The sequence below is a fragment of the Bradyrhizobium sp. MI1.4 genome, assembly GCF_055811315.1.
Window position 1 is genome coordinate 83,882 of the sequence record NZ_JBVVPP010000018.1, and the last position, 23,191, is coordinate 107,072.

A 23,191-nucleotide genomic window follows, 5' to 3' on the forward strand; every position below is an offset into this window, starting at 1 on the left:
GTCCGATTCCCAGAAAGTTGCTTCAGATCGTCTGGCGACTTCGATTGGGCTTCCGGTGTTGCTTTGAGCTCGCGCACGCCGAGTGACGCGTGCGCGATGGAAGGCCGGCACGACTACACCGGTCGATAAATAGCGAGCGAATTGGTCAGGCGCGTCTTGCGAGACGCTCTGTTTTGAAGTTGAGGTAAACTGGTTGCCATGTGCGGAATTGTAGGCATCTTGGGGCGCGGTCCGGTCGCGGATCGCCTCATCGATTCACTTAAACGACTGGAATATCGCGGCTACGACTCAGCTGGCATCGGAACGCTCAAAGGAAATCATATCGAGCTTCGACGCGCCGAGGGAAAGCTGAAAAACCTTGAAACACGTGTTCGCTGCCATCCGCTTTCAGGCCATGTCGGGATTGGGCACACGCGCTGGGCTACTCATGGCAAGCCAACCGAACACAACGCTCATCCGCATGCAACGGACAATGTTGCAGTCGTCCATAACGGCATAATTGAGAATTTCCGGGAGCTGCGCGCGGAGCTGAAACAACATGGCGCCTGTTTCGCCTCTGAAACGGACACGGAGGTGGTGGCGCATCTCATCGAGTCTTATCTGAAGAATGGCAGCTCGCCGCAGGAGGCAGTAAAAGCGTCCCTGCCGCGGCTAGTGGGCGCGTTTGCGCTTGCAATTCTGTTCAAGGGCCGACACGACCTCATGATCGGTGCGCGCAAGGGCTCACCACTCGCGATCGGGCATGGCGAAGGCGAAATGTATCTCGGATCGGATGCTATCGCGCTCGCTCCCCTTACCGGCTTGGTTACCTACCTTGAGGATGGCGATTGGGCTGTGCTCAACCGCAACTTCAGCGTGGTCTACGATGCACAAGGCACAGTCGTCCGCCGGGAGGCGGTGACCTCTGGGGCATCGTCGGTTCTCGTCGGCAAAGCACACTACCGCCACTTCATGGCGAAGGAAATCCACGAACAGCCAGAGGTGATCGGGCAGACGCTGGCGCATTACGTCGATATTGCCAGCGAGAGCGTGGCACTGCTGCAGGAGCTTCCGTTCGACTTCAATGAGATCGGACATATCTCGGTCACGGCTTGCGGTACGGCCGGCTACGCCGGCCACATCGCCAAATACTGGTTCGAGCGGCTGGCTCGTATTCCGGTCGAACTCGATGTCGCCTCCGAATTTCGGTATCGTGAGGCACCGATGCGCCAAGGAGATCTTGCTATCTTCATCTCGCAGTCCGGCGAGACCGCCGATACGCTGGCCGCGCTCCGCTACGCCAAATCGCAAGGTCTGCATACCCTCTCGATCGTGAACGTACTGAGTTCGACCATTGCGCGCGAAAGCGGGACAGTGTTGCCGACATTCGCGGGGCCCGAAATCGGCGTTGCCTCGACCAAGGCGTTCACATGCCAGCTCGTCGTCCTGGCGGCGCTTGCGGTCGCCGCGGGCAATGCGCGCGGTGAATTGTCGGAGGGCGACAGCATCGATCTGGTACGCGAGCTGATCGAAATTCCTCGGCTCGTTTCAGCGGCGCTGGCCAACGAGCCGCAGATCGAGAAGCTCGCACGCGACATCACCAAATCGCGTGACGTGCTATATCTTGGTCGCGGCACGTCGTTTCCACTGGCCATGGAAGGGGCACTGAAGCTGAAGGAGATATCCTATATTCACGCCGAGGGCTATGCGGCCGGGGAGCTCAAGCACGGCCCGATCGCCTTGGTCGACGAGAGCGTTCCCGTGATCGTCATCGCTCCTTCCGACCGGGTGTTCGAAAAGACCATCTCGAACATGCAGGAGGTCGCTGCACGCGGCGGCAAGATTATCTTGATAACGGACGCCAGGGGAGCCGCAGAAGTATCCATGGAATCACTCGCGACGATTGTGCTGCCGGACATGGGTGCGACATTCACCTCGATTGTCTATGCGATTCCGGTGCAGCTCCTAGCCTACCACACGGCCATCCTCATGGGCACGGACGTCGACCAACCCCGAAATCTCGCGAAATCGGTAACCGTCGAATAAGGCAAAGTGATGCGGCCTGGGTTGTCGTGGTCAGATTCCGAATGCGCAAGCCGCGGTCAGATTGAATCACGATGTGCCGCCCAGCTCCAGGCCCCGATGCCACCGCGAGGCTTGTGCCTGTTCTTGGTCCTGTTTACGGAGACGCCGGGTTTGGACCACATACGAACCGGAGCGCCTCTCGAAGTACGAGGCGCGCCTTCGCTCGAAGGACAACGTGGCTCTTTCCAAGCATGGCCATCGGCGCCCCGCTTGATCGCCAGCGCGCTCACAAAATCCTTTCCGGCGAACCTCCGGTTAACTTTGAGCATATCGACATCGCTGGAGATCGGGTGAGATAATAGCGCAGTTCGGCCCCAATCGCAGGCTCGCGAGCTGTTCTAGCACGACATCTCACGGAGCTCCTCGCTGCGGCTCGTATGCCACCGATCTCGTCCTTTCCCTTTCACTGCATATCGGTACGCTTGATGAGAACTTCGGCCATGCCACCGACAACAACCTTGTCGCCGACCTTGGCGCCGAGAATTGCCCGAGGGTTCAGTAGCTTGAGAGCCACTCCTGCTGCGCGAGCGGAATAACGAGCGAAAATTGTGAGGGTTGCGGCAATTGCCGAAAATATGCCGGAAACGTCAGGCGCTTACGGTTTGGTCGATAGTGCCCTGATGGCCGATTCGCGGCCATGAAACTGCACGCGGCTGCGGTGAGATTTTCTCCGGAAGCGGCCATTTCAAAATCGAGAGGAAACTCGCCATGTCACCAGCGCCCATTGCGCACGCCTCAAATGCCAAATCGCGCATTGGCGCCATCTTACGTGCCACGAGCGGCAACTTCCTCGAGCAGTTCGACTTCTTCTTGTTCGGATTCTACGCCAGTGCCATCGGAAACGCGTTCTTTCCATCAGGAAGCGAAACCGCTTCACTGCTTAACACCTTCGGTGTGTTCTGGTTGGGTGCCTTGATGCGACCTGTTGGTGCCATCGTGCTTGGAGCCTATATTGACCAGATTGGCCGTCGGCAAGGCCTGATCATCACGCTTTCGATCATGGCTATTGGCACCGTCATCATCGCCTTTTGTCCCGGCTATGGGACAATCGGCATTGCCGCACCCGCGATTGTGCTGTTCGGACGGCTGTTGCAGGGCTTTTCTGCCGGCGTTGAGGTTGGCGGCGTTTCCGTCTACCTCTCCGAGATTGCCACTCCGGGCAACCGCGGCTTTTACACATCGTTCCAGTCCTCGAGCCAGCAGGTTGCGATCTTTGTCGCGGCTCTTATCGGATATTTTTTGAGCGAAGCACTGCCGGCCGAAATGGTTGCTGCTTGGGGCTGGCGGATCCCCTTCTTCCTTGGCTGTTTGATCGTACCGCTTATCTTCTTCCTGCGCCGGACGCTGGAGGAAACTCCGGAGTTTCTGGTCATGAAGAACCACCCAACGGCCCGCGAGGTCTTTGCCTCCACACTTGCGAACTGGCGCATCGTCATTCTCGGCATGATGATCGCGATGCTGACGACCACGACTTTCTATTTCGTGACGGTGTACACGCCTACGTTCGGCAGGCACGTATTGCAGTTGTCCTCCCAGAACACGCTCTTGGTGACGCTTTTGGTCGCGGTGACGAACTTCATGTGGAACCCAATTGGCGGCGCGATTTCCGACAGAATCGGCCGGAAACCGGTCCTGCTGACCATTGCCGGCCTTGCCTTGGTGACTGCATATCCAGCGTTGTCTTGGCTTGTAACGGACCCAAGCTTTGGCAAGATGCTGATCGTGGAGATGATGTTCTCGTTTTACTTTGGCACCTATAGCGGCGCCATGTTGGGCGCTCTGGTCGAGATCGCGCCGAAGCACATTCGCACAACTTGCTTTTCCTTGGCGTTCGCACTCGCCGCGGCTCTGTTTGGCACGTTTACGCCGCTTGCATCGACTTGGCTGATCGACCGGACAGATGACAAGGCGTCGCCCGGTTTCTGGTTGATGTTTGCGGCTTTGCTCGGCATTATCGCCGCGCTCACGATTTATCCAGGAAACACCAAGAGAGTTGCGAAAGCCGTTGCGACCCGAGCGGCCTAACCCGGCGGTAAGCGCGCAATTTACCACGCGTTAGCACGCGCGCCCGCGGGACGTTGGGGGCCCAAGGCTGAACTGAAGTTGGTGCGCGACTATCCCTGCGGTGATTTTCACGATGGTGCGCGGCCGTTCTGCCGATCGCCGTTCTTCCTATGTGATCTGGGGCAGTATAGGGACGAGCTGGCGGTGATGTTGACCGGGAAAGGCTGAGCTTATCAGCCAACCTCGATTCCGTCCTGTGGTCGGACGGTGCGCTGCCCGCACTTGCAGTCGCGTGAAACACGGCGGATTTCGCGCGAGGACTGGGATCCCTCGCGCGAGCTCCACGCTCTGATATTCTGTGCGGCCGCCACAAAACTCGAACGCGCACATCGTCGGGCTGCGTGAATTCCCCAGCGGACTGGTCGTCTCGCAGGTAGCGACAAACGTTAGCGTAGCGGGCCGTCTTGTATCCTGGTCCGATACAGACCTCTCGGCGCTCGGATACGCAGGTTGAAGGCTCACCTTCTTGTCGCATCTGGCGGGGAGTGGTCCAGAAGTTTGGTCGTGCCTGTACAACGAGCGATGGGCCAATGCGTAACCAGACCCAGGCTGTTGCTCGCTGCGCTCGATCAGCCGTGACTTCACGCACCGCGAGCTTGCGCAGATGAGGCGAGCTGTGCGAGCTCCGTTTCGAGCATAGGGTTGCGCTTGAACATAGCGTCGATCAATGCTTGCGCCGGCTGCTCGGCCGCCTCCACCCACGTCGCTTTCTCCGCTCGCGCGGAGGGCGCGAAAACACGTTTGACGACGGTCGGCGAACCCCTCAGACCGCAATTGGTCATGTCATCCACGCCGGCGCTTTGGGCGCTCCATTTTACGATTGCGGTACGGGCGGCACGCAAAGCATCTGTCATTGCGCCGCGACGAATTTGATTTGTTGCCTCTAACATGCTGACGAGACACGGCAGCTTGGAACGCAACACCTGGACGCCTCCTTCGCAGCGTCGTTCGGCCTCGATGGTGCGTAGCTTGAAGTCTAACGCTTTGATTGTGGAAACATAAGTAAGCTGCTGGACTCCGAGCCGCCTTGCAATGCCAGGTCCCACCTGCGCCGTATCGCCGTCGATCGTCTGCTTGCCAGTGAATATGACGTCCGGTGGGCCATATTCCCTCTCGATGTTGCGAATCGCGCAGGCCAACGCGTAACTCGTCGCCAGCGTATCGGAGCCCGCGAAGCTACGGTCGGTGAGCAGGACAGCGCGATCGGCACCAAATGTTAGTGCCTTTCGGAGAGATTCTTCGGCCGACGGTGGCCCCATTGTCAGGACGGTGATTTCGCCGCCGAATTGATCTCTTAGCTCGAGCGCAGCTTCCAGTGCAAAGAGATCATATGGGTTGATGATTGTAGGCACACCCTGGCGCATAATCGTATTCGTAACGGGGTGCACGCGGATTTGCGCGGAGTCGGGGACCTGTTTGATGCAGACGATGCTGTGCATGTACTTCTCCTAAATGCCGAGCCGACTGCCGAGGCAGCAAATGTCATACCACCCCGGGCATTCCGGCAACTAGAAAGCAATGCGATGAATGACGCCTGACGTCGAGCTGGTTGTCGCAACTGCGACAGTTTGCGCACGGGCGTCATCTCAAGCTGATCTGAGTCACGGGCAGCAACGGAACCGCAGTGATCACGCGCCGGTTCGACGCCAAGCCATTTTCAGGACGAGCACGCCGCGAACAGAAGATGACGAGGCTGGCCGATGCGAAGACGCCCTACGCTTCGCCGGCGAGGGAAGGCATGAGGCTAGTATCCTCGTCATGCATCCGAGCTGGCGACCGCCCCTTTCCACGCTTTCCTATCTCAGTCGGCCGAGCGAGAGAGAGGAGCGAGCCCGACGCTTTGTTCAGAAGCGTTTGATCTCGATGCCGTGTCTTCGCAAGGCATAGCCAATCTGGCGCGGGGTCAGTCCAAGCAGGCGCGCCGCCTTCGCCTGTACCCACCCGGATCTTTCCATGGCTGCGATCACGCGCTCGCGATCGGTGACTTTCGCGGCCCCCACCACGGGGCGCCCAGGCGGCCCTAGCGGTGTCAGCTCGCTGCTCACCGGCTGAACGGGTGTCGCGGCTTCCGTTGCCGGCGTGCTCAGCCTCGCGCGCGGTGCGATTGTCGGGCTCGGCTGTCGCGCCATTTCCGCCGGTCCACACTTCCATAGCAAGGCCGACAGGCATTGCCCGTGGCAGCACGCAAAGTCATCTCTTACGATCGACGATCCTAGCGCTAGCGTCGCGGTCCGCTGCACGCAGTTTTCGAGCTCACGGACGTTGCCGGGAAATCCGCAATTCATGAGGACCTCAATCGCACTTGAATCAAATACCAGGGCACGGCCGTTCTCATTGTTGAAGTTCTTCAAAAAACGAGCGGCGAGAAGCGGAATATCAGTGCGTCTTTCGCGCAGCGGCGGCAATAGCAGAGGAACCACGCTGATGCGGTAATAGAGATCGGCACGAAACTCGTTCCTGGCCACCGCCTCTTCAAGATTCTTGTTCGTGGCCGCAATCACGCGGACGTCGACTTTGATCGTCTGATTGCCGCCCACCCGCTCGAATTCCTGCTCCTGAAGCACGCGCAGGAGCTTCGCCTGGAACGAGCCCGAGATCTCTCCAATCTCATCCAGAAACAACGTTCCCTTGTCGGCGATCTCGAAGCGCCCCTTGCGCGCGTTGAATGCGCCCGTAAACGCCCCCTTCTCGTGTCCGAACAATTCGGATTCCAGCACCGTCTCTGTGAGGGCTGCGCAATTCAGCTTGATAAAGGGGCGTTTGGCGCGCGCTGAACACTCGTGAATAGCCTTCGCGACCAGCTCTTTGCCGGTACCCGATTCGCCACGCAACAAAACCGTGCTATTCGATTTTGAGATCACCTCGATCTTGTCAAGTAGCGCGCGCAGCGCCGGGCTGTCGCCGATAATTCCCTCGACTTGGACCTTCTTACGGTCCCGCCCTTGAGGCTTGAGCTCGGAGAGTTGCTTCTGCAGCCGGAACTCCTCGTCCATAAGGCGCCCGCGATCGCGCACAAACGAGCAATGCAGCTTGGTCGTCTGGCCCAGCAGGCTGGCGACCATCGTCAGAAGGCCGAGGTCGTCCTCGAGCTGCGCACGCGTCCCATTGTCCGCGATGCGGTCGATACTCAGCGTACCCACAACTTTGCCGTCAACGTCTATGGGAACGCCGATGAACGCAACACGCGTATGACCGCCGGCATTTAGTATATCGACCTCCGAAGAACTGAAGGCCGAATGCAGCGCTACATTCTCCACGATGAGCGGCTGCCCCGACGCGACGATTTGATCGATTGCTCCTTGCGGCAAGCGCACCCGGCAGCGCGCATCGCGGTCTTCGCTCCTGCCGTCCTCTACGATGATCTCCGGCCCGCCGTCATGCTCGAACAGACATACGATGCCGCGCCGCATCCGCACGAGCGATCCCAAGCGCTCGATGACGCTCGCCAGCTTAGCCTCGAGCCGACATAGGCCAGTGAGCGTGTGCGCTATTTCAACAATCGTGCTTAGCGATTTCTCTTGCGACCGCACAATACAAGCGGAAGCGTCCGCGTCGGAGGTTGAGTTTGGCTTGTCGCGCAGGGAAATGCTGTCTAGCATGACGACTTCTCCGTTCCTTTCTCGATCCTCCCCATCGGACTTGTTGGATTCGTGTTGCATGCCGATCTGACATCTAGTTCTCAGGGCGGGACGAGAGATTACCCCTCTTCATGGCACGTCGGCAGCACTTAGAGTGACTAGGTTTGCCGCTTTTTTCTTTCCAACTCGCTGCGCGGATTCACCCCAACCAACATGACTTCCAGCGATGAAGCTCAGAACAGCCGGGGCTCCTTAGGGGCGGATTGTACTATAAGTGTTGCCCGCCATTGATCGGCACTTCGGCGCCGGTGACATAACTTGCCGCATCGGAACATAGGAAGAAAATGACCTTGGCGACCTCTTCGGGTGTACCCACTCGGCGGAGTGGGATCTTTGGCACAAGATGCGCTTCCGTGTCAGGCGACAAAATGTCCGTCTTGATTTCGCCGGGCGCGATCGCATTGACGCGAATGCCATGTGCGGCGTAATCGTGCGCCATTTCGCGCGTGAGACAAGCGAGCGCAGCTTTCGAAGTCGCATATGCCGAGCCTGCAAATGGATGCACCCGCGAGCCGGCGATCGAGGTCACGTTGACGATCGAGCCTGACGCCCTTTTTAATTCGTCGAACAGGCCTTGAGCGAGTAGGATCGGTGCCACCAGATTGAGGTGGAACACGCTCATCCAGGTGTCGACTGAGGTCGCCAGCGATGTCAGCCTGGTACCGTTTGCAGCTTTTGGTGAGTTTCCGGCATTGTTTACCAGTCCGTGCAACGGTGCGCCAGCTAGGCGCTCCTTGATCTCGGCAATCACGCGCGGCAGCATCCGATGATCGCCCAGGTCGACTTCGATAAAGCTGTCGCCCTCTGAGTCTGATGGACGACGCGCCGCGTCCAATGGTTGGCGCGCGCAAGAAATGATGCGCCAACCGGCTTTCGAAAACAATTTTCCGGTGGCGCGACCGATACCGCGCGATGCCCCGGTCAATACCAGCGTCTTTCGCTCACGCAGCGGGCGGCCCGCTCGATCGGCGTGAATTGGACCGCAAGGGTCCGTTTCCGACGATTGAGGTACGACCGCTTTGTCATCTGGTAGATCTAGATTCACACGCGGCTCCCTTCCGCTCCCATCGGCTGTGCACCTGGTGCAGGATCCGGGCCAAAGCGACGCAGGGCATACGGGGCGCACTTTTGCGACAAATGGCAGGTTCTGAACATCTGGCCTGTTTGCTTTTCGACAACAGCAACGCCGCGTCAAGCGCCCGGGCGCGTTGACCGCGTCGCACTCCAGGCGTGGTCTGTGGCTCATTCGAGCTGGCGGAGATAGTTTAGCTGCCTTGTGCGGAGATCAGGATCGATGGCCAGTTCGTTCAAATTCCTCGGTTGGACGCGCCGCCGCAGATGCGGCTCTGGTTCGACATCTATGGGCTGGGGCTCGTGCCGTTGATCAGCTGCGGTCGAAAGTATTTCGCAACCAGCGCATGAACAAGGCCGTCGTCCAGAAGACGAGCTGACCGCGAAAGGATTAACGCAGAAACGGCGATACGTCTACGCTGACGCGCGTCCTTGCTGCTGGGACATTCTGACGTGACCGTCTGCTACGTCAGATTTCCTCAGCGGCCCGGACCACCATCGCCATCCGATTCACCGCCCGGCCAGCGATGGCGGTTAGGGCCCGGTGATGACAGGACGATCATCTTTTCCGCGCCAGTCGACTTACACGTGGCTGGCCGACGCACTGCGGGACAAGGCCCCGAGGCTCGCCGGCATTGGCCGACGCTTCGCCAGACGTTCGCCGTACCAGCCGCATTGCATCCCGGATCGTGCGCGGGTCAGCGCGCTCGCCTGCGGACAGAACTCGCCATCCACCGCTTCTGCGACACGTTGCGAAACTCGAGCGCGTGGAAGCCAGCAGATAGCAGTATCAGGCTGACGATTTAGCGGACCATTGGTCAGGCTCATGCAGATTCGCGGCAGTTCATGAAGCCGCGAAATGCTCGTATGGATTATCGACCAGGGTCAAATGCTCCGGATTGCTCAGATCGAATTCAATAATACGTGGCACGAGCAGACGGGCATAGCGCGTAAAGGCGCTGGTGGGGGGAAAGCGGATCACGGTGGCGCATCGCGCAAGAAGATACATGTCGATGAGCGCGGACGCTCCACCTTCAATTCCCATTTCCGCACTATGCAACGGCCCTGCCAGATCGGCCTGGAACCGTTTTGGCACGGCGAAGATATCGGGAAACAGACCCGATATGTGATAGAGCACCTGTGCACTATCCGTGCACAGGAAGATCTTAACAGGCTTTGGATATGGCAAAGCCATGGCTTTACGGATTGCCATGCAGACCTGACGAAGAGCGAGCTCCGAATCGGCCCAGTACGGAGCGTGCCCCATGATATCTTCGCCATTGCCGTGCCGAACATGAACGCCGATGATACTATGGCCGCTAAAGTGTTGCTCATACAAGTCCTCGATCCGCGCTCGAATCTCAGACCTGAGCTTGATGTTTCGGAAGATCAGTCGTTCGGCTTCCTCACCACAACGCCACATCAAGCAAGCGTCACAGACAATGGTGTTGGCCTCGTTATCGTCTCCTGCTTGGAACAGCTCAGTCAGTTCGTCACGTTCTCGGAAGATCTGCTCGTCCGGACGATTGATACAGTCGATCGATGACCTATTCCACCAGGGCGGGAAGAACGGGCCGGGAAACGAGAGCTGGTTGACCCTGTCATCGCAAATCACCGGCACGCCAGCGATCTCCTCAACCGGCTCGAAGAACACCGGAAAGGCATTGCTGAACGGTTCGTCGACATAACAGGAACCGCGCCAGTCAATAACGAGCGTTCGCCCGGTCCGCTGCGCGTACGACCAGGCTGATGCCAACGACCAGAGGCAATCACCAAAGCCGGTGCGCCTCCGAGAAACAACAAAGCGTTCCTTCGTCACGTTATCAAACCCTTCTCGTTGCGCGAGTGTGGCGCACCAACTCATCTGCGATGCCGATCCACGCCGGGCGCTGGTCACCTGGACGCAAGTCACCCAACCCGCAAACTCATTCTGCACGGCACTGCGATTGGCAGGTCATGCTAGAGGTGTCACATTACGCACCTTTTACGACGGCCCAGTCTGTGACGGATGCAGCCGAATACGACGCTGATCCCACAGCCCGCGCAGTTCGTTCAGGAGAGCTTCGCGCCTGGTCCTGTCAGAGGTGACCCTGGCGAGAAGATCGGCCAGAACAGCTTCCTTCTCGATTTGCATCAGCATGTCGAATAGGTCATGCGAGACGCGTACGCTGTCATGGCTGGAGTGACCCATGCGGATTTCGCAGATTGTCTCCTGGCGGTCTCGGCCCGCATGAGCGCGAACCCGGTAAAGAGATACATGGGGCGGCAGTGATACAGCGAGCGCGGTCCAATTTTCGAGCGTTGTTGCCCGCTTTTTGATGAGGAATGACCCGATCACAAGGCCATCCAGCTCGGTCGACAAAAACGCCGTAATCGCATCGGCAACGGAATCTACGATCGGTTCGGCATTGTTGTTGAACGACGTATTAAGCAGAATCGGGACACCCGTTCGAGCTTTGAACGCATTGATAAGTTCCCAATAGTCGGCATTGCTCGTGCGGGACACCGTTTGCAGCCGAGCCGTACCATCGATATGCGTGATCGCGCCCAGCAATGCACGCATGGATTCGCGCACGCGAACGACGAAATTCATGAAGGGATATTCTGCGCGACCATCTGGCAACTCAAAGAACGCGCCCGCATCCTCCTCGAGAACCGATGGCGCAAACGGTCGATAACTCTCGCGCTTCTTGACCATCGCATTGATCCGGTCCTTGTTTGCCGCGGGCCTCGGGTCCGCAAGAATGCTGCGGTTGCCGAGCGCACGAGGGCCGAACTCGGACCGGCCCTGTACCCACCCGATCACGGCGCCATCAGCGATCCACTCGGCTGCTCTGGCTGCGACATCAGCGGTCCGTTCAATCTCGAGGTGTCCGGCCCATCCCTTCAGTTCCTGTTCAATGCTGTCGTCGCTGCCGACATCGGGCCCCCAATAAACCGCCTGTAGTCGCTCGCGGGGCGGAGCCTGCCCGGCCTCGTTCGATACCATCAGCGCCGCACCCAATGCGCATCCGGCATCATGCGAGGCCGGCTGGACAAAAATGTCTTCGAACAGGCCTGAGTACAGCAGTTTTCCATTTAGCGTGCAGTTGTGGGCCACCCCGCCAGCCAGGCACAACCGTTTCATTCCGGTCTGCTCACGATAATGCCGAAGAATGTGAAAGACGATCCGCTCCAGCGCCTCCTGCAACGAAGCGCTCACATCTCGGTGCTGTTGCGTGAACGGCATTCCCTTTCGCCGGACCTCGATATTGCGCAGCAATGCCGGGCCGATACGGTCAAGGTGAACGCGGTAGGCACCGTTGGGGGAGAGCTCATAAAATTGGGAGAAAAGCTCGCGATAGCGAGCGGAATCTCCATAAGGAGCCAATCCCATGACCTTATATTCGTCGAACAGGCCGTAGCCGAGGTATCGGATCGTTTCCAGATAGAACAGTCCGAGAGAGTTGGTCTCTGGAAACGTCATGAGCTCGGTCATTTCGGTGCCCGACCCCACCGCCAACAGACCCGAGAGGAAGTCGCCACAGCCGTCGATCGCGAGAACCAGACTCTCTTCAAAGCCGGACATTGCCAAAGCGCTTACAGCATGGGCCTGATGATGGCCTACGAATGACACCCGCGAAGGGTCAACTTGGGTACCGAACTCTGCCGCGAGAAGGTGCCGCAACAGGAGATTCGCATCTAGCGGAATTGAGATCTCAGGCTGTGAGATGAACAACCGTTCGAGCATCGAATTGCAGTAGGCTTCAGTCGCGTAGAACGCAATACGATCGACGTCGCGAAGCTCCACGCCTGCGGCTGCTAGACAGTATTCTATCGCACTACTCGGAAGCTTGTTTGAATGTTTGATTCGGTTGAGACGCTCCTCTTCGACGGCAGCGATCACGCGACCATCCTTGACGAGCACCGCGGCGCCGTCGTGCAGAAACGTGTTCGGTAGTTGCAGGGGGTTTTCATAGACCCTGTCAAGCCCGCCACTCAATCCTAGACACAGCATGTTGTTCTCCGTTCATTCTGAGAGGTCTGTTGACCTATTTCGTATCGCTCGCTTGGCGAGTAGGCCGCACGTCGCCGCGGGGCCGCAGTCATCGCCAACGAAACGAGGCTCATATAAGCGTCGGCCGCGAGTCGAACATTCGTTACGTCCGGTGTTTGATCTCGCACGCGCGACGCTTCGCTTTAGGTTTTATTCCTCTTACCGCATCAGGCGTTGCCGAAGCAGCGCGGCCGAGACGATGAAGGGCAACGCTGCGCAGATGCAAAGTGCGCCCACATGCAAACCGACGCTGTCGACCGGCCGACCGAGCATTGCTGGACGAATGAGATCGACCGAATGTGTCAGGGGCAACAAGGCCGCTATGCGTTGAAATGAACCCGGTAACTGGCTGATTGGGAAGATCGCGCCACTCAGATACATCATGGGGGTGAGGATAAGTGATTGGTAGAAGATGAAATAGTCGTGGCTCGGTGCAAGAGCTGAAACGACCATTGCGAGGCTCGCGAAAGCAACGCCAGTGAGGGCGATGGCTGGTAACGCATAGGGAATGGACGACCACTCCGCATACCCCAGCGCGACGGCAACAATCGTGATCGCCGTCCCGGCGAGCAAGGCCTTGCTCGCTGCCCATGCCACTTCACCTAGAACAATGTCGCCGAGCGTAAGAGGCGTACAGAGCACCGCCTCCCACGTGCAACCTGTCTGCATGCGAGCGTAAGCCCCATAGATGGTTTCAAAGGTTGAGGAGACCATTGCGCTTGTGGCGACCATCCCAGCTGCCAGAAACGAGATGTATGAAGTCCCCTCAACGCCACCTACGATCATTCCAAGGCCAAAACCAAGACCGAAGAGAGAGCTCATCGGCTCGGCCAGATTCCCAAGAATCGATGCCAGAGCGACTTTCCGCCAGACCAGAAAGTTGCGGCGCCATACCGCGATCCAGTTCCATGGATTAGCAGGAAGCGCGGGCGCAAAACGTTGCCACATCGTTCAGTCCTTCATCTCTCGCCCGGTTAGCCGCAAGAAGACATCCTCCAGATTTGGAGGACGCTGCAGAAGGCGGAGATCCGTACGGCTGGCAAGTCGGCGACGCACCTGCTCGGGATCAGTGACATAGCAGAACAGTGTCTCCCCGCTCACCTCGGCGTGCTGCACTGTGGTTCTGACCAGCGGCAGCAGCTCATGGGGATTACCACCGTAGATTTCGATCACCTGGCAGCCGATCTGCTGCTCGATCAGGACATGAGGCTGCCCTTCCGCGATTTTGCGGCCGTGCTCAAGCACGCACAGGCGATCGCACAATCGCTCCGCCTCTTCCATGAAATGAGTGGTGAGAAGAATTGTTTTGCCGCGCGCTAATAGCCAGCGCAAGCGTTCCCAGATGAGATGACGGCCGTGCGGATCGAGCCCAGTCGTCGGCTCGTCAAGCACCAAGAGCTGCGGGTCGTTAATGAGGGCCCGTGCCAGCGTCAGGCGCCGCTTCATGCCGCCGGACAGTTCCGCGACGCGGGCGTCCGCCTTGTTCTCCAGGCGGGCGAATTCGAGCAGTGACGGAGTCACCGTTTTGACCTCGGTCGCGCTCATGCCGAAGTAGCGACCGAAAACGAGCAAGTTTTCGCGCACGGTGAGCTGAAGATCGAGGTTATCGAACTGTGGGACAACCCCGATGCCCCGACGCGCCAAGGGCGCACGTGCCGGCACCGGCTCGCCAAGCACGTGGATCTTACCTGCGTCGGGCGATGCAACACCCAGGATCAATCGCGCAAGCGTGCTTTTACCCGCGCCGTTTGGTCCCAGCAGACCGAAGCACTCTCCGGGCGAGACCGTAAACGAAAGAGCGTCCACGACGGTCCGGTCCTTGTAGGACTTGCTCACCTCGAAAAGGTCGATTGCCGGGGTTGACATTTGCTTACGCGATCGCGACGGACGTTGTTCGCACCGCGTCCTTTGTTGCGTGCTTTTTCGTCCAAAGCAGGCCGTCACACCACACGTGATCGACGCGTCCCCACTGGCAGGCGGCGGCAGCATCCGGGAAAAAGCCGCGTCCATGCAAATTGGCGCTGGTATTGCAAAGCAGCGGAATGGCTGTGAGCTTCTCGTACGCGATGAGAAGCTCGACCACTTTATGCTGAGATGTTCTGGAAACCGTCTGTAGGCGAGCAGATCCATCGAGATGCACGACGGCGGGAATTTTGTCCCGCCATTCCGGTCGCGTCTGGTGATCGAACAGCATGTACGGATCGGGTACTCCAGGGCTAAAAATCTCCGCCGCACGATCCTCCAGGCATATCGGCGCTACCGGCCTGAAATGCTCTCGAAGCTTGACGTCGTTGAGATGGTCTTTCATTCCCTCCCAGCTCGCAGCCGCGAGAATGCTTCTGCCACCCAACGCACGTGGTCCGAGCTCGGCACGCCCGGCAAGGAAGATCACGGGCTGGTCACTCGCGAGGATTGCCGCAAGTTCGCCCATAGTGCAGGGCGCGCCGTCCCATCCGGGCGGGACTTCGCTGGGACGAACGGCCGGTCCACTGTAGACCGTCCATTCCAGAGCTCTAAAGCCTTGCTGTGCCGCCAGTGCAGAGCAAGCAGCACCGATCGCTGAGCCGCTGTCGTTCGGAAAGGGCGGCACCCACACGTCGTCGAACAGACCGGTCGCACGAAATGCACTATTCCACTTGATATTCAGGCCACAGCCGCCGGTTATGCAGAGGTTACGCACCCCCTCAAGATCCGAATGTCGCTGCACAACATCAGCAATTGTGCGAACCAGCAGACGCTCTAGAAAGACGTGAAATGACGCCAGGACGTCTTCGGCCTGCTTGGCCTTCAACCGCAGTGCGCACGCATCGAAGAAGTCGTGCAGAGCTTCAAGTGGCGATTTTGGGCTGTTGATCTGTGCAAGCTTATGGCAAGTGCCATCAGCATCCGTGGCAAAGTGCGCCTGATAAAGCTCCTGAAACGTCGCAATAATCTCCTCGTCGGGAGCTCCGAGAGCGATATAGGCCATCAGCTTGCCGGCGATACCGAGATCCCAACCGGTCCGGTCTGCCCGCCGGTAAGGTCCAAAGTGATGTCCTGCCGTCGCATAAGCGTGGCCAATCATCGGAAACAGGCACTCGATGAACCGGATGCCGTGCGGCTCGACATAGTAGAGGCGTGGAAACATGCAGCCGTCCCACACCAAGCAGAAAGCAGGCTGTGCGGATTTGGCAAACGAGCTGGTGCAGTATGCGGATACTACGTGCCCGGTGACATGGGGATAGCTTTGATACGGATATAGTTTCCCATCAAGCATAAGGCCGATGCGATCACGGGACGTGAGGGGGCTATCGCCTTGGCGTTCGACATACGGCGCGCCCTTGAGCTTAACGGTCGTCGTCCCACTAAGGACTTCAAACTGGGATTCGAACTCTCCATCCCAGCCATCAATGACGAACTGATCGACATCGCTCGGATCTAGCCCGTGCTCCGCCAAGGCGCTAACAACGGAATCCAGGTTGTCGATGGTTTGATAACGCGGATTATTGTTCAGCTTCTCCTGCTCGACGCAGAACACCACTTGCCCGTCCTCAATCAGAGCGACGGCCCCGTCATGCGTCAACTTGATACCGCAGATACGCATAGTGGCTCCTCTCAGCCTCGGCCGTTGGGTGGGATCGAAGATGGCTCCGGATTACGAAAGCGGACCAAAAGGCAGTCTTCGTCAGCCGACTGCCCCTGGCACTGCACGCGTTCGACCTCAATGAGCGCTTCAGTCAAAATCGTGATGACCGTCTCGGCGCCAGCGACATGCCCCCATCGCTTGCAGGTCGCATCACGTGCAGATCCGAAGACCAGATGACCACCCGGAGCAAGCATCTTGACCATGTTGTCGACTGCAGTACGCATTTGTGTCATGTCTTCGAGATAATAGAGAACTTCGGCGACCACGATCAGATCGAACCGCTCTGCGGCCGAGAACTGCAGAATGTCAGTCGCCGCCCAGCTGATATGCGACCACCTCTTGGTCCGCTGGACCGCTCGACCGATCGCTCGCGGCATAACATCGATGACCGTGAGCCGTTTGCAGTGAGGAGCAAGCTTCTCTGTAAACGCACCGGCCGCGCACCCGATTTCGAGGCCATTTGAGACGGCGCTGTTCGACAGCGACAGCCGCAGCAATTGGGTGTGACGCTCACGTTCGAACGGGTTGTCGTCGAGCCGCCACGGATCCTCATTAGACAGCTCCCGTTCCAACGATTGATATGTCTGATGCACGTTCACGACCTAATCTCCTACAAAGCTGCTCACTCAGTCTCGGCCGCAATGCCATCCGGCGCGATCAGCTGCGATGGAGCGCGCGAAAGACCTGCCCTGCGCATTGAGCCAGGCATTTCCGATCCGGGGTTAAGGCTTGGTCCAGTTGTCGCGTCTTCGGTCGAGCCCTTCGATTCATCAACGTCTGGTGATTTCGCTACTTTGCGAGAGAGCCAATCGCTGTTGCTCAAGGTACAGAGCGCATAGGCTTTCATCGGGAGCAGTAGGAAGATGTTGATGGGGGTGTGCAGCGAGAAGCCGAGAAATCGAAGCTCACCGGCACGAACGGCTGCCACGCTGCATCTTATCATCGTCATCGCAATGATGGTCAGACCGGTCCACCAGGGCACGGTGCCAGTGAGCGCAAGCTGAGCGAGCGCGGCAATCGATGAGATTGCGAGCAGCAGCGGCCCTAGGTTCTGTCCAACCACGTCCAGCGTGAGGTACCGGTCGAGGCCGGGCAGCAGGTGCAAACCGAGCAGGGTGTCGCGGTAGGTGCTGCGTGCCCAACGGAGCTGCTGGCGCAGATACGGCAAGAGCGTGTCCGGGACCACCGTGGCGGCGATGGCGTCCGGAACGTACTCGGTTCGGAACCCTGCCTTGAGCATGAGGATGGTCAGATGACGGTCCTCACCGAAGTCGCTAGGTTTTCCCCGGAAGAACTGCGTCTCGTATTGCTCGAGCAGCAGCAGCAGCGCGGAGCGGCGGTACATGGCGCACGGCCCGCAGCAGCACATGACGGCGCCAAAGCGCGTCTGTGCCGCACGCTCCTCGTTGCAAGCCAACCAGTACTCCATGTCGATCAATCGGGTCAGCCAGCTGTCGTTTCGGTTGCTGGCCTTCAATTGGCCCATGGCCGCGCCGACGGCAGGATTCTGCATCTTGCGCACGAGCTTGCTGACCACGTCGCTGTCGATTTCCGTGTCGGAGTCGACGTTGAGCACGAGATCGCCGAATGAGCGGCGAATCGCTGCGATCTGCGCCTTGCGTTTTCCAACATTGCTTGGCAGCAGAATGATGGTGAATCTCGGGTCATACGCGTAGCTCGCGTGGACCGCGGCCACTGCGCCGACATTTGCAGAGCCGTCGTCGACCACGTAGACCTGCAATCGCCCTGGGTAATCCTGACTTGCGATAGACTTCAGGCAGGCCGCCAGCGTGCGCGGGTCCTCGTTGAAGCAGGGCACGATGACATCGACGCTGGGCAGAGCATCGGCGTCGACCGGGTCGCACGGTGGCAGTGGAGCGTCGCTTCGCAGCGCATAAAGCGCCTGCGCGCTCTTGTGGACGCTGGAGAGCAACGCGTAGGAGGCAACAGCAGCGGTGCTGATGGTGGCAAGCAGGCTCATGGGAATCGATCTATTCAGTGAGGTTGAGGAAGCGACCGGATTGCAAATCCACGGTCATGCAGTGCTGGAATGAGTTGGGCGAGCGCCGTCACAGTCTGGTCGCGCTGACCAGAATGAGGGCAGCGTCCCAACTCGTCGGGAGGGCAGCCGTCGTGCAGGAGCACGATTGCGCCTGGCCTGACCGAGGCCAACACTGCGGCAACAATCGCCTCGACGCCGGGACGAGCCCAATCTTGCGGATCGACTGACCAGTGCAGGGCTGCCAGTTCGGCCTTCACCGACGCGGCGAAGGCTTCCTTGCTCCAGATCCCGTACGGCGCACGCATGTGCCGCACAGAGGCTCCGGGGCAGGCCATTCCGATGACCTTATTCGTCGTGAGGATCTCGTATTCCACCTCATCCGCTATGCAATTGGCCAAGTCCGGGTGCGTCATTGTGTGGTTTGCGACCTCGTGCCCTTCTGCAATGATGCGCTGGATCAGCTGCGGCTGGGCCGCCGCGTATGCACCGATCACGCAGAAGGTGGCGGGCGTCCGATGCTGCGCCAGCACATCCAGGATAGCCGGTGTGCAAAGCGGGTTGGGACCATCATCAAAGCTCAGATAGACGCAGGGCTCTCCGCCGACCTCGGTGTAGTCGCTCCGCGCTTCAGTCAAGTCGTTTGAGGAGCTCACAGTTCTGGCCCGTTCCGTTCGATCGTGTCACCCGCCGGCCATTCGCTCATGGGCCTCGCAATCGGCAGAACGAGGCCGACCACGTCCTCCACGCGCGTCGGAGGCACAGTGAGGTAGATGTCCGGACGAGCGGACCGGACGCGGAGCCCTGGCAGAACAGTCGCCAATCCCTGTCGCCCGAGCAGCCTGGTAATATGTTTCTGCAGGGCAGCACGGACCGTGCCAAAGCCGAACGGCACGCCAAGATCTCGCAATACGGGATACATCACTCGGATGGAGTGGGTTATTCCAAGCCCCTCCAGATCCGGGCGAACCCCGTACAATCCGAGTTCAGCCACGAGCAGATCGCTCTGACCAACTTTTATGAAGCGGCGTAGTGCCGCGATGTGAATCGCAACGCCACGATCATCGTAGCCGATAGCCCGAATCTCAGGCCGTGCGCCGGCCCAGCTTCGATGACCTTCAAAGGGCTTTGCATTGAATTCCCCGGTCGGACCATAGGTCTTCCGGAAGAAGTCGGATAATTCGATATGGTCAGCAAGTTCAAGGTCATTCTCCCAGCACAACCTCCAACGGACTGGAGGGCGCGCCGAAACACCTCGTGTGGATTCGGGCGCGATAATGTTCATAGGGCGTCATTCCTGTTCGTTATCTGGCTCCTGACGCAGGCCAGCAGTTCGCTACCTTCGAAAGGCTTGCTCGAGAACTCGAGTCCAGGGCCTCGCCTCACATCATGTTCGGAGTGGCCTGTGAGCCGAACGGTGGGGATCGCGCCTCCGGATGCAACCAGATGATCGAAGAGCGCGAGGCCACTCATCGGGCTCAACTGCATGTCCGCGATCAAGCGCGGCGTGATCGAACGGCGGCCTGATTTCAAGAACCCCTCTGCGCTCTCGAATGGTTCAGGCACGTAACCTGCGGAAAACACCATATCCGTCAGAGCTTCACGCACTGACTGATCTGCATTCACAATCGCGACCACGTCGAGCGTGCGCGCAACTTTCATCAGATTCGCCAAGGACGCCTTCGCTTGCATGTTCCGCACGATTTCACCGTCGCAAGGACGCAATCCAATTGGATGCGACCAAGGCACATTTGGCACCCGCAACCGGAGGGGTGCGACCGGACGGCAATCTACGGCCAGGTTGAGGGTTCGCTCAATTCTACGGCGGTACACGGTGGATATAGAATGGGTTGGCGAAGCCATACGATGGTTTGCTCGTCGTATACGCCCACTCAACTTTGCGGATTCCGATCGTGCTAGCTCACGGCGATATGGCTTGCGCAACACGCGCGAAACTGCGACCCCACGATCGAGACGTCTTGATTGATACCTAGCGCGGGGCTGAGACGCGCAACGATTTCTAACCATTCTGATGGATCTGACATCTCGCTAAACTATCGTTTGCTATCCTCATTCGGTACAAATGGTAAAATCGATTATATCGATAGAACACATTCACAGCGTGGATCGCTCAGGATTATGCGTTTCAAGGGCCTTGATCTGAATCTCCTTGTCGCGTTCGACGCCCTGGTGACGCAAGGCAATCTCACTACGGCGGCAAGAAGCATCAACCTCAGTCAACCTGCCATGAGTGCCGCCGTCGCGCGGCTTCGCACTTACTTTCGCGATGAGCTATTCACCATGAAAGGACGGAAGCTTGTCCCAACGCCGCGGGCTGAAGCGCTCGCAGCCCCGGTTCGCGAGGCTCTCGCTCACATTCAGCTCTCCATTATTTCTCCAGACGGCTTCGATCCGTCTCAATCGAATCGGCGATTCAGGATCATCCTGTCCGACTTCATGACTGTCGTGTTTCTTCGAGGGGTCGTGGACCGCGTCGCGCGGGAAGCACCAACAATCAGCTTCGAGTTGCTGCCGCCCGCAGAGGAACCTGATGAGCTTCTCCGGCGCGGTGAAGTCGATTTTCTCATGTATCCGCAGATGTTCATGTCGAGCGCGCATCCGAAGGCGGCTCTGTTCGAGGACACTTTCGTCTGCGTGGGCTGCCCCATGAACAAGCAGCTCACTTCGCGTCTCACGTTCGAGAAATACATCTCGATCGGGCACGTGGAAGCCCAGTTCGGGCGCTCCCTGAGGCCCTCCTTCCACGAATGGCTCTTGCTCGAGCATGGTTTCAAGATACGCACCGAGGTCGCGGTGCAGGGTTTTGGCATGATTCCGCCTATGTTATTGGGCACCAACCGTATAGCGAGCATGCCCTCAAGATTGGTCAGCCATTTCGCACAGACGATGCCGCTGCGGGTTGTCGAACCTCCCCTGCGACTTCTCACATTCACAGAGGCCGTCCAATGGCCCGCCATTCATAATACTGATCCTGCAAGCATGTGGTTGCGCAACATATTCTTGCAGCAGGCATCCACGATGGTCTCTCCGTCCGAGATCAGCCAATGTCACGGCCCGTCCTAGGACTGTTCGGGCCGGTTGCGGCCAGCTCTCGCTGACCGGACCTACGCCAGGCTCGAAGCCCCGGTCCTCTGAGGGACGTTTGGCATAGTGCACAAAAGCGCGCTTAAGCGTAGTTTGGTCGGGTCGCAGCCGATTGACTCGCGGTGCCGTGACGATCCTGCGCATCACACAGCTCGCTTGGCGGCTAAGGACTTTCCGCTGATTCGGACGGGACCGCATCACAGGTGCATGCGCCAGCTTCAGAGTACGCAAAAATTATGTGGCCTGTACGGCGAACAATGTTCGGCCTCAGCACCAAACTCGCTTGAATCGCACGCCGCGTCAGGTTCAAGGCCAGCACCTGCGATCGAAGTTGCAGGCTTCACCTGGTAGCGAACCCGCATCGCTGTTTGCCTGAACTGGTGGATCTCATTGCCTTCAACAGCGATGGAGTTAGTCCCGAAGCGCGCCACTAGATACAAATGGCTGATGACCGGTGTGTTTCGGCATGGAATAAGGACCCCGTTTTCGGGGTGATCGGCATCCAATCGGGACCCCGGGATAAGGGTCCACAATGGCTTCCATCGAGTCATGGAAGCCGAGGTTGGGATGCTGGTGGTGGAGACGATTGGTAAGATCCGTCGCGCCTACTTTGTTGATGGTCGTCCGATCAAAGCGATCTGCCGAGAACTTGGCGTATCGCGGAAGGTGGTTCGCAAGGTCATTCGTTCTCAAGCGACGGAGTTCCGGTATGAGCGCGAGACGCAGCCGCTCCCGAAGATGGGTCCCTGGAGTGCCGAGCTTGACCGGTTGCTGGCAGGGAATGAGAGCAAGGCGGCGCGGGAACGGCTGACGCTGATCCGGCTGTTCGAAGAGCTTCGCGGCCTGGGTTATGCCGGCGGCTATGATGCGGTTCGTCGATACGCACGACGGTGGAGCAAGGAACGCGGCAGCTCGACAGCGTCGGCCTATGTGCCGCTAAGCTTTGCACCAGGCGAAGCCTACCAGTTCGACTGGAGCCACGAGGCCGTCCTGCTGAGCGGCACCACGGTGATGGTGAAGGCTGCCCATGTCCGGCTCTGTCACAGCCGCATGCTGTTCGTGCGGGCCTATCCGCGGGAGACGCAGGAGATGGTGTTCGACGCCCACGACCGGGCGTTCGCCCTATTCAAAGGCACCTGCAGCCGCGGCATCTACGACAATATGAAGACCGCCGTAGAGACGATCTTCGTCGGTAAAGGCCGTCTCTACAATCGCCGCTTCCTGCAGATGTGCAGCCACTATCTGGTCGATCCGGTCGCCTGTACGCCAGCGTCGGGCTGGGAGAAGGGGCAGGTCGAGAACCAGGTCGGGCTGGTCCGGGAACGCTTCTTCACGCCGCGGCTGCGGTTCAAAAACCTCGACGAGTTAAACGCCTGGCTGCTCGACAAATGCATCGCCTACGCCAAGGCTCATCGTCATCCGGAGCTGGCCGATCAGACGATCTGGGACGTGTTCGAAGCCGAACGCCCCAAACTCGTTCCCTATGCCGGCCGCTTCGACGGCTTCCATGCAGTGACGGCATCGGTCTCGAAGACCTGCCTGGTGCGCTTCGACAACAACAAGTACTCGGTCGCAGCCAGCGCAGTCGG

17 protein-coding genes are annotated in these 23,191 nt (G+C 58.8%); 4 read left to right on the forward strand and 13 right to left on the reverse strand.

All coding sequences use genetic code 11. The features are described from left to right. The first annotated feature begins 198 nt into the window (after nucleotides 1–198). Both glmS and tcuC read left to right on the forward strand, forming a co-directional pair. Nucleotides 199–2,025 carry a glutamine--fructose-6-phosphate transaminase (isomerizing) gene (gene glmS, locus AC0L23_RS21175; protein ID WP_473357409.1) on the forward strand — a complete coding sequence of 609 codons (1,827 nt, stop codon included), beginning with the start codon at nucleotides 199–201 and terminating at the stop codon, nucleotides 2,023–2,025. A 747-nt stretch (nucleotides 2,026–2,772) separates the two neighbouring features. Beyond that, nucleotides 2,773–4,089, forward strand: coding sequence for a tricarballylate/proton symporter TcuC (gene tcuC, locus AC0L23_RS21180; RefSeq protein ID WP_473357410.1), 1,317 nt, complete (start codon nucleotides 2,773–2,775; stop codon nucleotides 4,087–4,089). 620 nt (nucleotides 4,090–4,709) lie between these two features. Here tcuC and AC0L23_RS21185 read toward each other — a convergent pair. From AC0L23_RS21185 to AC0L23_RS21245, 13 genes are all read right to left on the reverse strand, one after another. Continuing rightward, nucleotides 4,710–5,567, reverse strand: a complete 858-nt coding sequence (locus AC0L23_RS21185; protein WP_473357411.1) for an electron transfer flavoprotein subunit beta/FixA family protein — start codon at nucleotides 5,565–5,567, stop codon at nucleotides 4,710–4,712. Between the two features lie 405 nt (nucleotides 5,568–5,972). Then, nucleotides 5,973–7,727 (reverse strand): nif-specific transcriptional activator NifA, encoded by a 1,755-nt coding sequence (gene nifA, locus AC0L23_RS21190; RefSeq protein WP_473357412.1) that lies wholly within the window; start codon nucleotides 7,725–7,727, stop codon nucleotides 5,973–5,975. 247 nt (nucleotides 7,728–7,974) lie between these two features. Next, entirely contained in the window at nucleotides 7,975–8,811 is an 837-nt protein-coding gene (locus AC0L23_RS21195) for an SDR family NAD(P)-dependent oxidoreductase (protein ID WP_473357413.1), read from the reverse strand. An 870-nt stretch (nucleotides 8,812–9,681) separates the two neighbouring features. Then, the gene (locus AC0L23_RS21200; RefSeq protein ID WP_473357414.1) at nucleotides 9,682–10,701 is read right to left on the reverse strand and encodes a nodulation protein NodZ; all 1,020 of its coding nucleotides are present in this window, start codon (nucleotides 10,699–10,701) and stop codon (nucleotides 9,682–9,684) included. 120 nt (nucleotides 10,702–10,821) lie between these two features. Further along, a complete protein-coding gene (locus tag AC0L23_RS21205) occupies nucleotides 10,822–12,834 on the reverse strand; it encodes a carbamoyltransferase family protein (protein WP_473357415.1) in 2,013 nt (670 codons plus the stop codon). Between the two features lie 198 nt (nucleotides 12,835–13,032). Beyond that, nucleotides 13,033–13,821, reverse strand: coding sequence for an ABC transporter permease (locus AC0L23_RS21210; protein WP_204513569.1), 789 nt, complete (start codon nucleotides 13,819–13,821; stop codon nucleotides 13,033–13,035). 3 nt (nucleotides 13,822–13,824) lie between these two features. Beyond that, nucleotides 13,825–14,739: a nodulation factor ABC transporter ATP-binding protein NodI gene (gene nodI / locus AC0L23_RS21215; protein ID WP_259219162.1), complete on the reverse strand. Its 915-nt coding sequence runs from the start codon at nucleotides 14,737–14,739 to the stop codon at nucleotides 13,825–13,827. 4 nt (nucleotides 14,740–14,743) lie between these two features. Then, nucleotides 14,744–16,456, reverse strand: a complete 1,713-nt coding sequence (gene nodU, locus AC0L23_RS21220; protein ID WP_473357416.1) for a nodulation protein NodU — start codon at nucleotides 16,454–16,456, stop codon at nucleotides 14,744–14,746. Nucleotides 16,457–16,467: 11 nt separating this feature from the next. Further along, nucleotides 16,468–17,097 (reverse strand): nodulation methyltransferase NodS, encoded by a 630-nt coding sequence (gene nodS, locus AC0L23_RS21225; RefSeq protein ID WP_204513566.1) that lies wholly within the window; start codon nucleotides 17,095–17,097, stop codon nucleotides 16,468–16,470. A 23-nt stretch (nucleotides 17,098–17,120) separates the two neighbouring features. Continuing rightward, nucleotides 17,121–18,479, reverse strand: a complete 1,359-nt coding sequence (gene nodC / locus AC0L23_RS21230) for a chitooligosaccharide synthase NodC (RefSeq protein ID WP_473357417.1) — start codon at nucleotides 18,477–18,479, stop codon at nucleotides 17,121–17,123. A gap of 14 nt (nucleotides 18,480–18,493) precedes the next feature. Continuing rightward, nucleotides 18,494–19,153, reverse strand: a complete 660-nt coding sequence (nodB, locus tag AC0L23_RS21235) for a chitooligosaccharide deacetylase NodB (RefSeq protein WP_473357418.1) — start codon at nucleotides 19,151–19,153, stop codon at nucleotides 18,494–18,496. Then, nucleotides 19,150–19,782, reverse strand: coding sequence for a NodA family N-acyltransferase (locus AC0L23_RS21240; protein ID WP_259219158.1), 633 nt, complete (start codon nucleotides 19,780–19,782; stop codon nucleotides 19,150–19,152). Before AC0L23_RS21240 ends, nodB begins: the two co-directional genes overlap by 4 nt. Further along, nucleotides 19,779–20,171: a response regulator transcription factor gene (locus AC0L23_RS21245; RefSeq protein ID WP_473357419.1), complete on the reverse strand. Its 393-nt coding sequence runs from the start codon at nucleotides 20,169–20,171 to the stop codon at nucleotides 19,779–19,781. Before AC0L23_RS21245 ends, AC0L23_RS21240 begins: the two co-directional genes overlap by 4 nt. A gap of 465 nt (nucleotides 20,172–20,636) precedes the next feature. Here AC0L23_RS21245 and AC0L23_RS21250 point away from each other — a divergent pair, with 465 nt between their 5' ends. Both AC0L23_RS21250 and istA read left to right on the forward strand, forming a co-directional pair. Beyond that, entirely contained in the window at nucleotides 20,637–21,581 is a 945-nt protein-coding gene (locus AC0L23_RS21250; protein WP_259219155.1) for a LysR family transcriptional regulator, read from the forward strand. A gap of 588 nt (nucleotides 21,582–22,169) precedes the next feature. Next, on the forward strand, nucleotides 22,170–23,191 hold a 1,022-nt coding region (istA, locus tag AC0L23_RS21255), incomplete at its 3' end, for an IS21 family transposase (RefSeq protein ID WP_473357420.1).

Excerpts from the sequence above, each read along its gene's own strand:
- nodI (WP_259219162.1), bottom strand. The coding sequence starts at position 14,739 with ATGTCAACCCCGGCAATCGACCTTTTCGAGGTGAGCAAGTCCTACAAG.
- AC0L23_RS21200 (WP_473357414.1), bottom strand. The coding sequence starts at position 10,701 with ATGAGTTGGTGCGCCACACTCGCGCAACGAGAAGGGTTTGATAACGTG.
- AC0L23_RS21210 (WP_204513569.1), bottom strand. The coding sequence starts at position 13,821 with ATGTGGCAACGTTTTGCGCCCGCGCTTCCTGCTAATCCATGGAACTGG.
- tcuC (WP_473357410.1), top strand. The coding sequence starts at position 2,773 with ATGTCACCAGCGCCCATTGCGCACGCCTCAAATGCCAAATCGCGCATT.
- AC0L23_RS21240 (WP_259219158.1), bottom strand. The coding sequence starts at position 19,782 with ATGAACATTATCGCGCCCGAATCCACACGAGGTGTTTCGGCGCGCCCT.
- nodC (WP_473357417.1), bottom strand. The coding sequence starts at position 18,479 with ATGAGCCTGCTTGCCACCATCAGCACCGCTGCTGTTGCCTCCTACGCG.
- AC0L23_RS21185 (WP_473357411.1), bottom strand. The coding sequence starts at position 5,567 with ATGCACAGCATCGTCTGCATCAAACAGGTCCCCGACTCCGCGCAAATC.
- AC0L23_RS21250 (WP_259219155.1), top strand. The coding sequence starts at position 20,637 with ATGCGTTTCAAGGGCCTTGATCTGAATCTCCTTGTCGCGTTCGACGCC.
- glmS (WP_473357409.1), top strand. The coding sequence starts at position 199 with ATGTGCGGAATTGTAGGCATCTTGGGGCGCGGTCCGGTCGCGGATCGC.
- nifA (WP_473357412.1), bottom strand. The coding sequence starts at position 7,727 with ATGCTAGACAGCATTTCCCTGCGCGACAAGCCAAACTCAACCTCCGAC.
- nodU (WP_473357416.1), bottom strand. The coding sequence starts at position 16,456 with ATGCGTATCTGCGGTATCAAGTTGACGCATGACGGGGCCGTCGCTCTG.
- AC0L23_RS21205 (WP_473357415.1), bottom strand. The coding sequence starts at position 12,834 with ATGCTGTGTCTAGGATTGAGTGGCGGGCTTGACAGGGTCTATGAAAAC.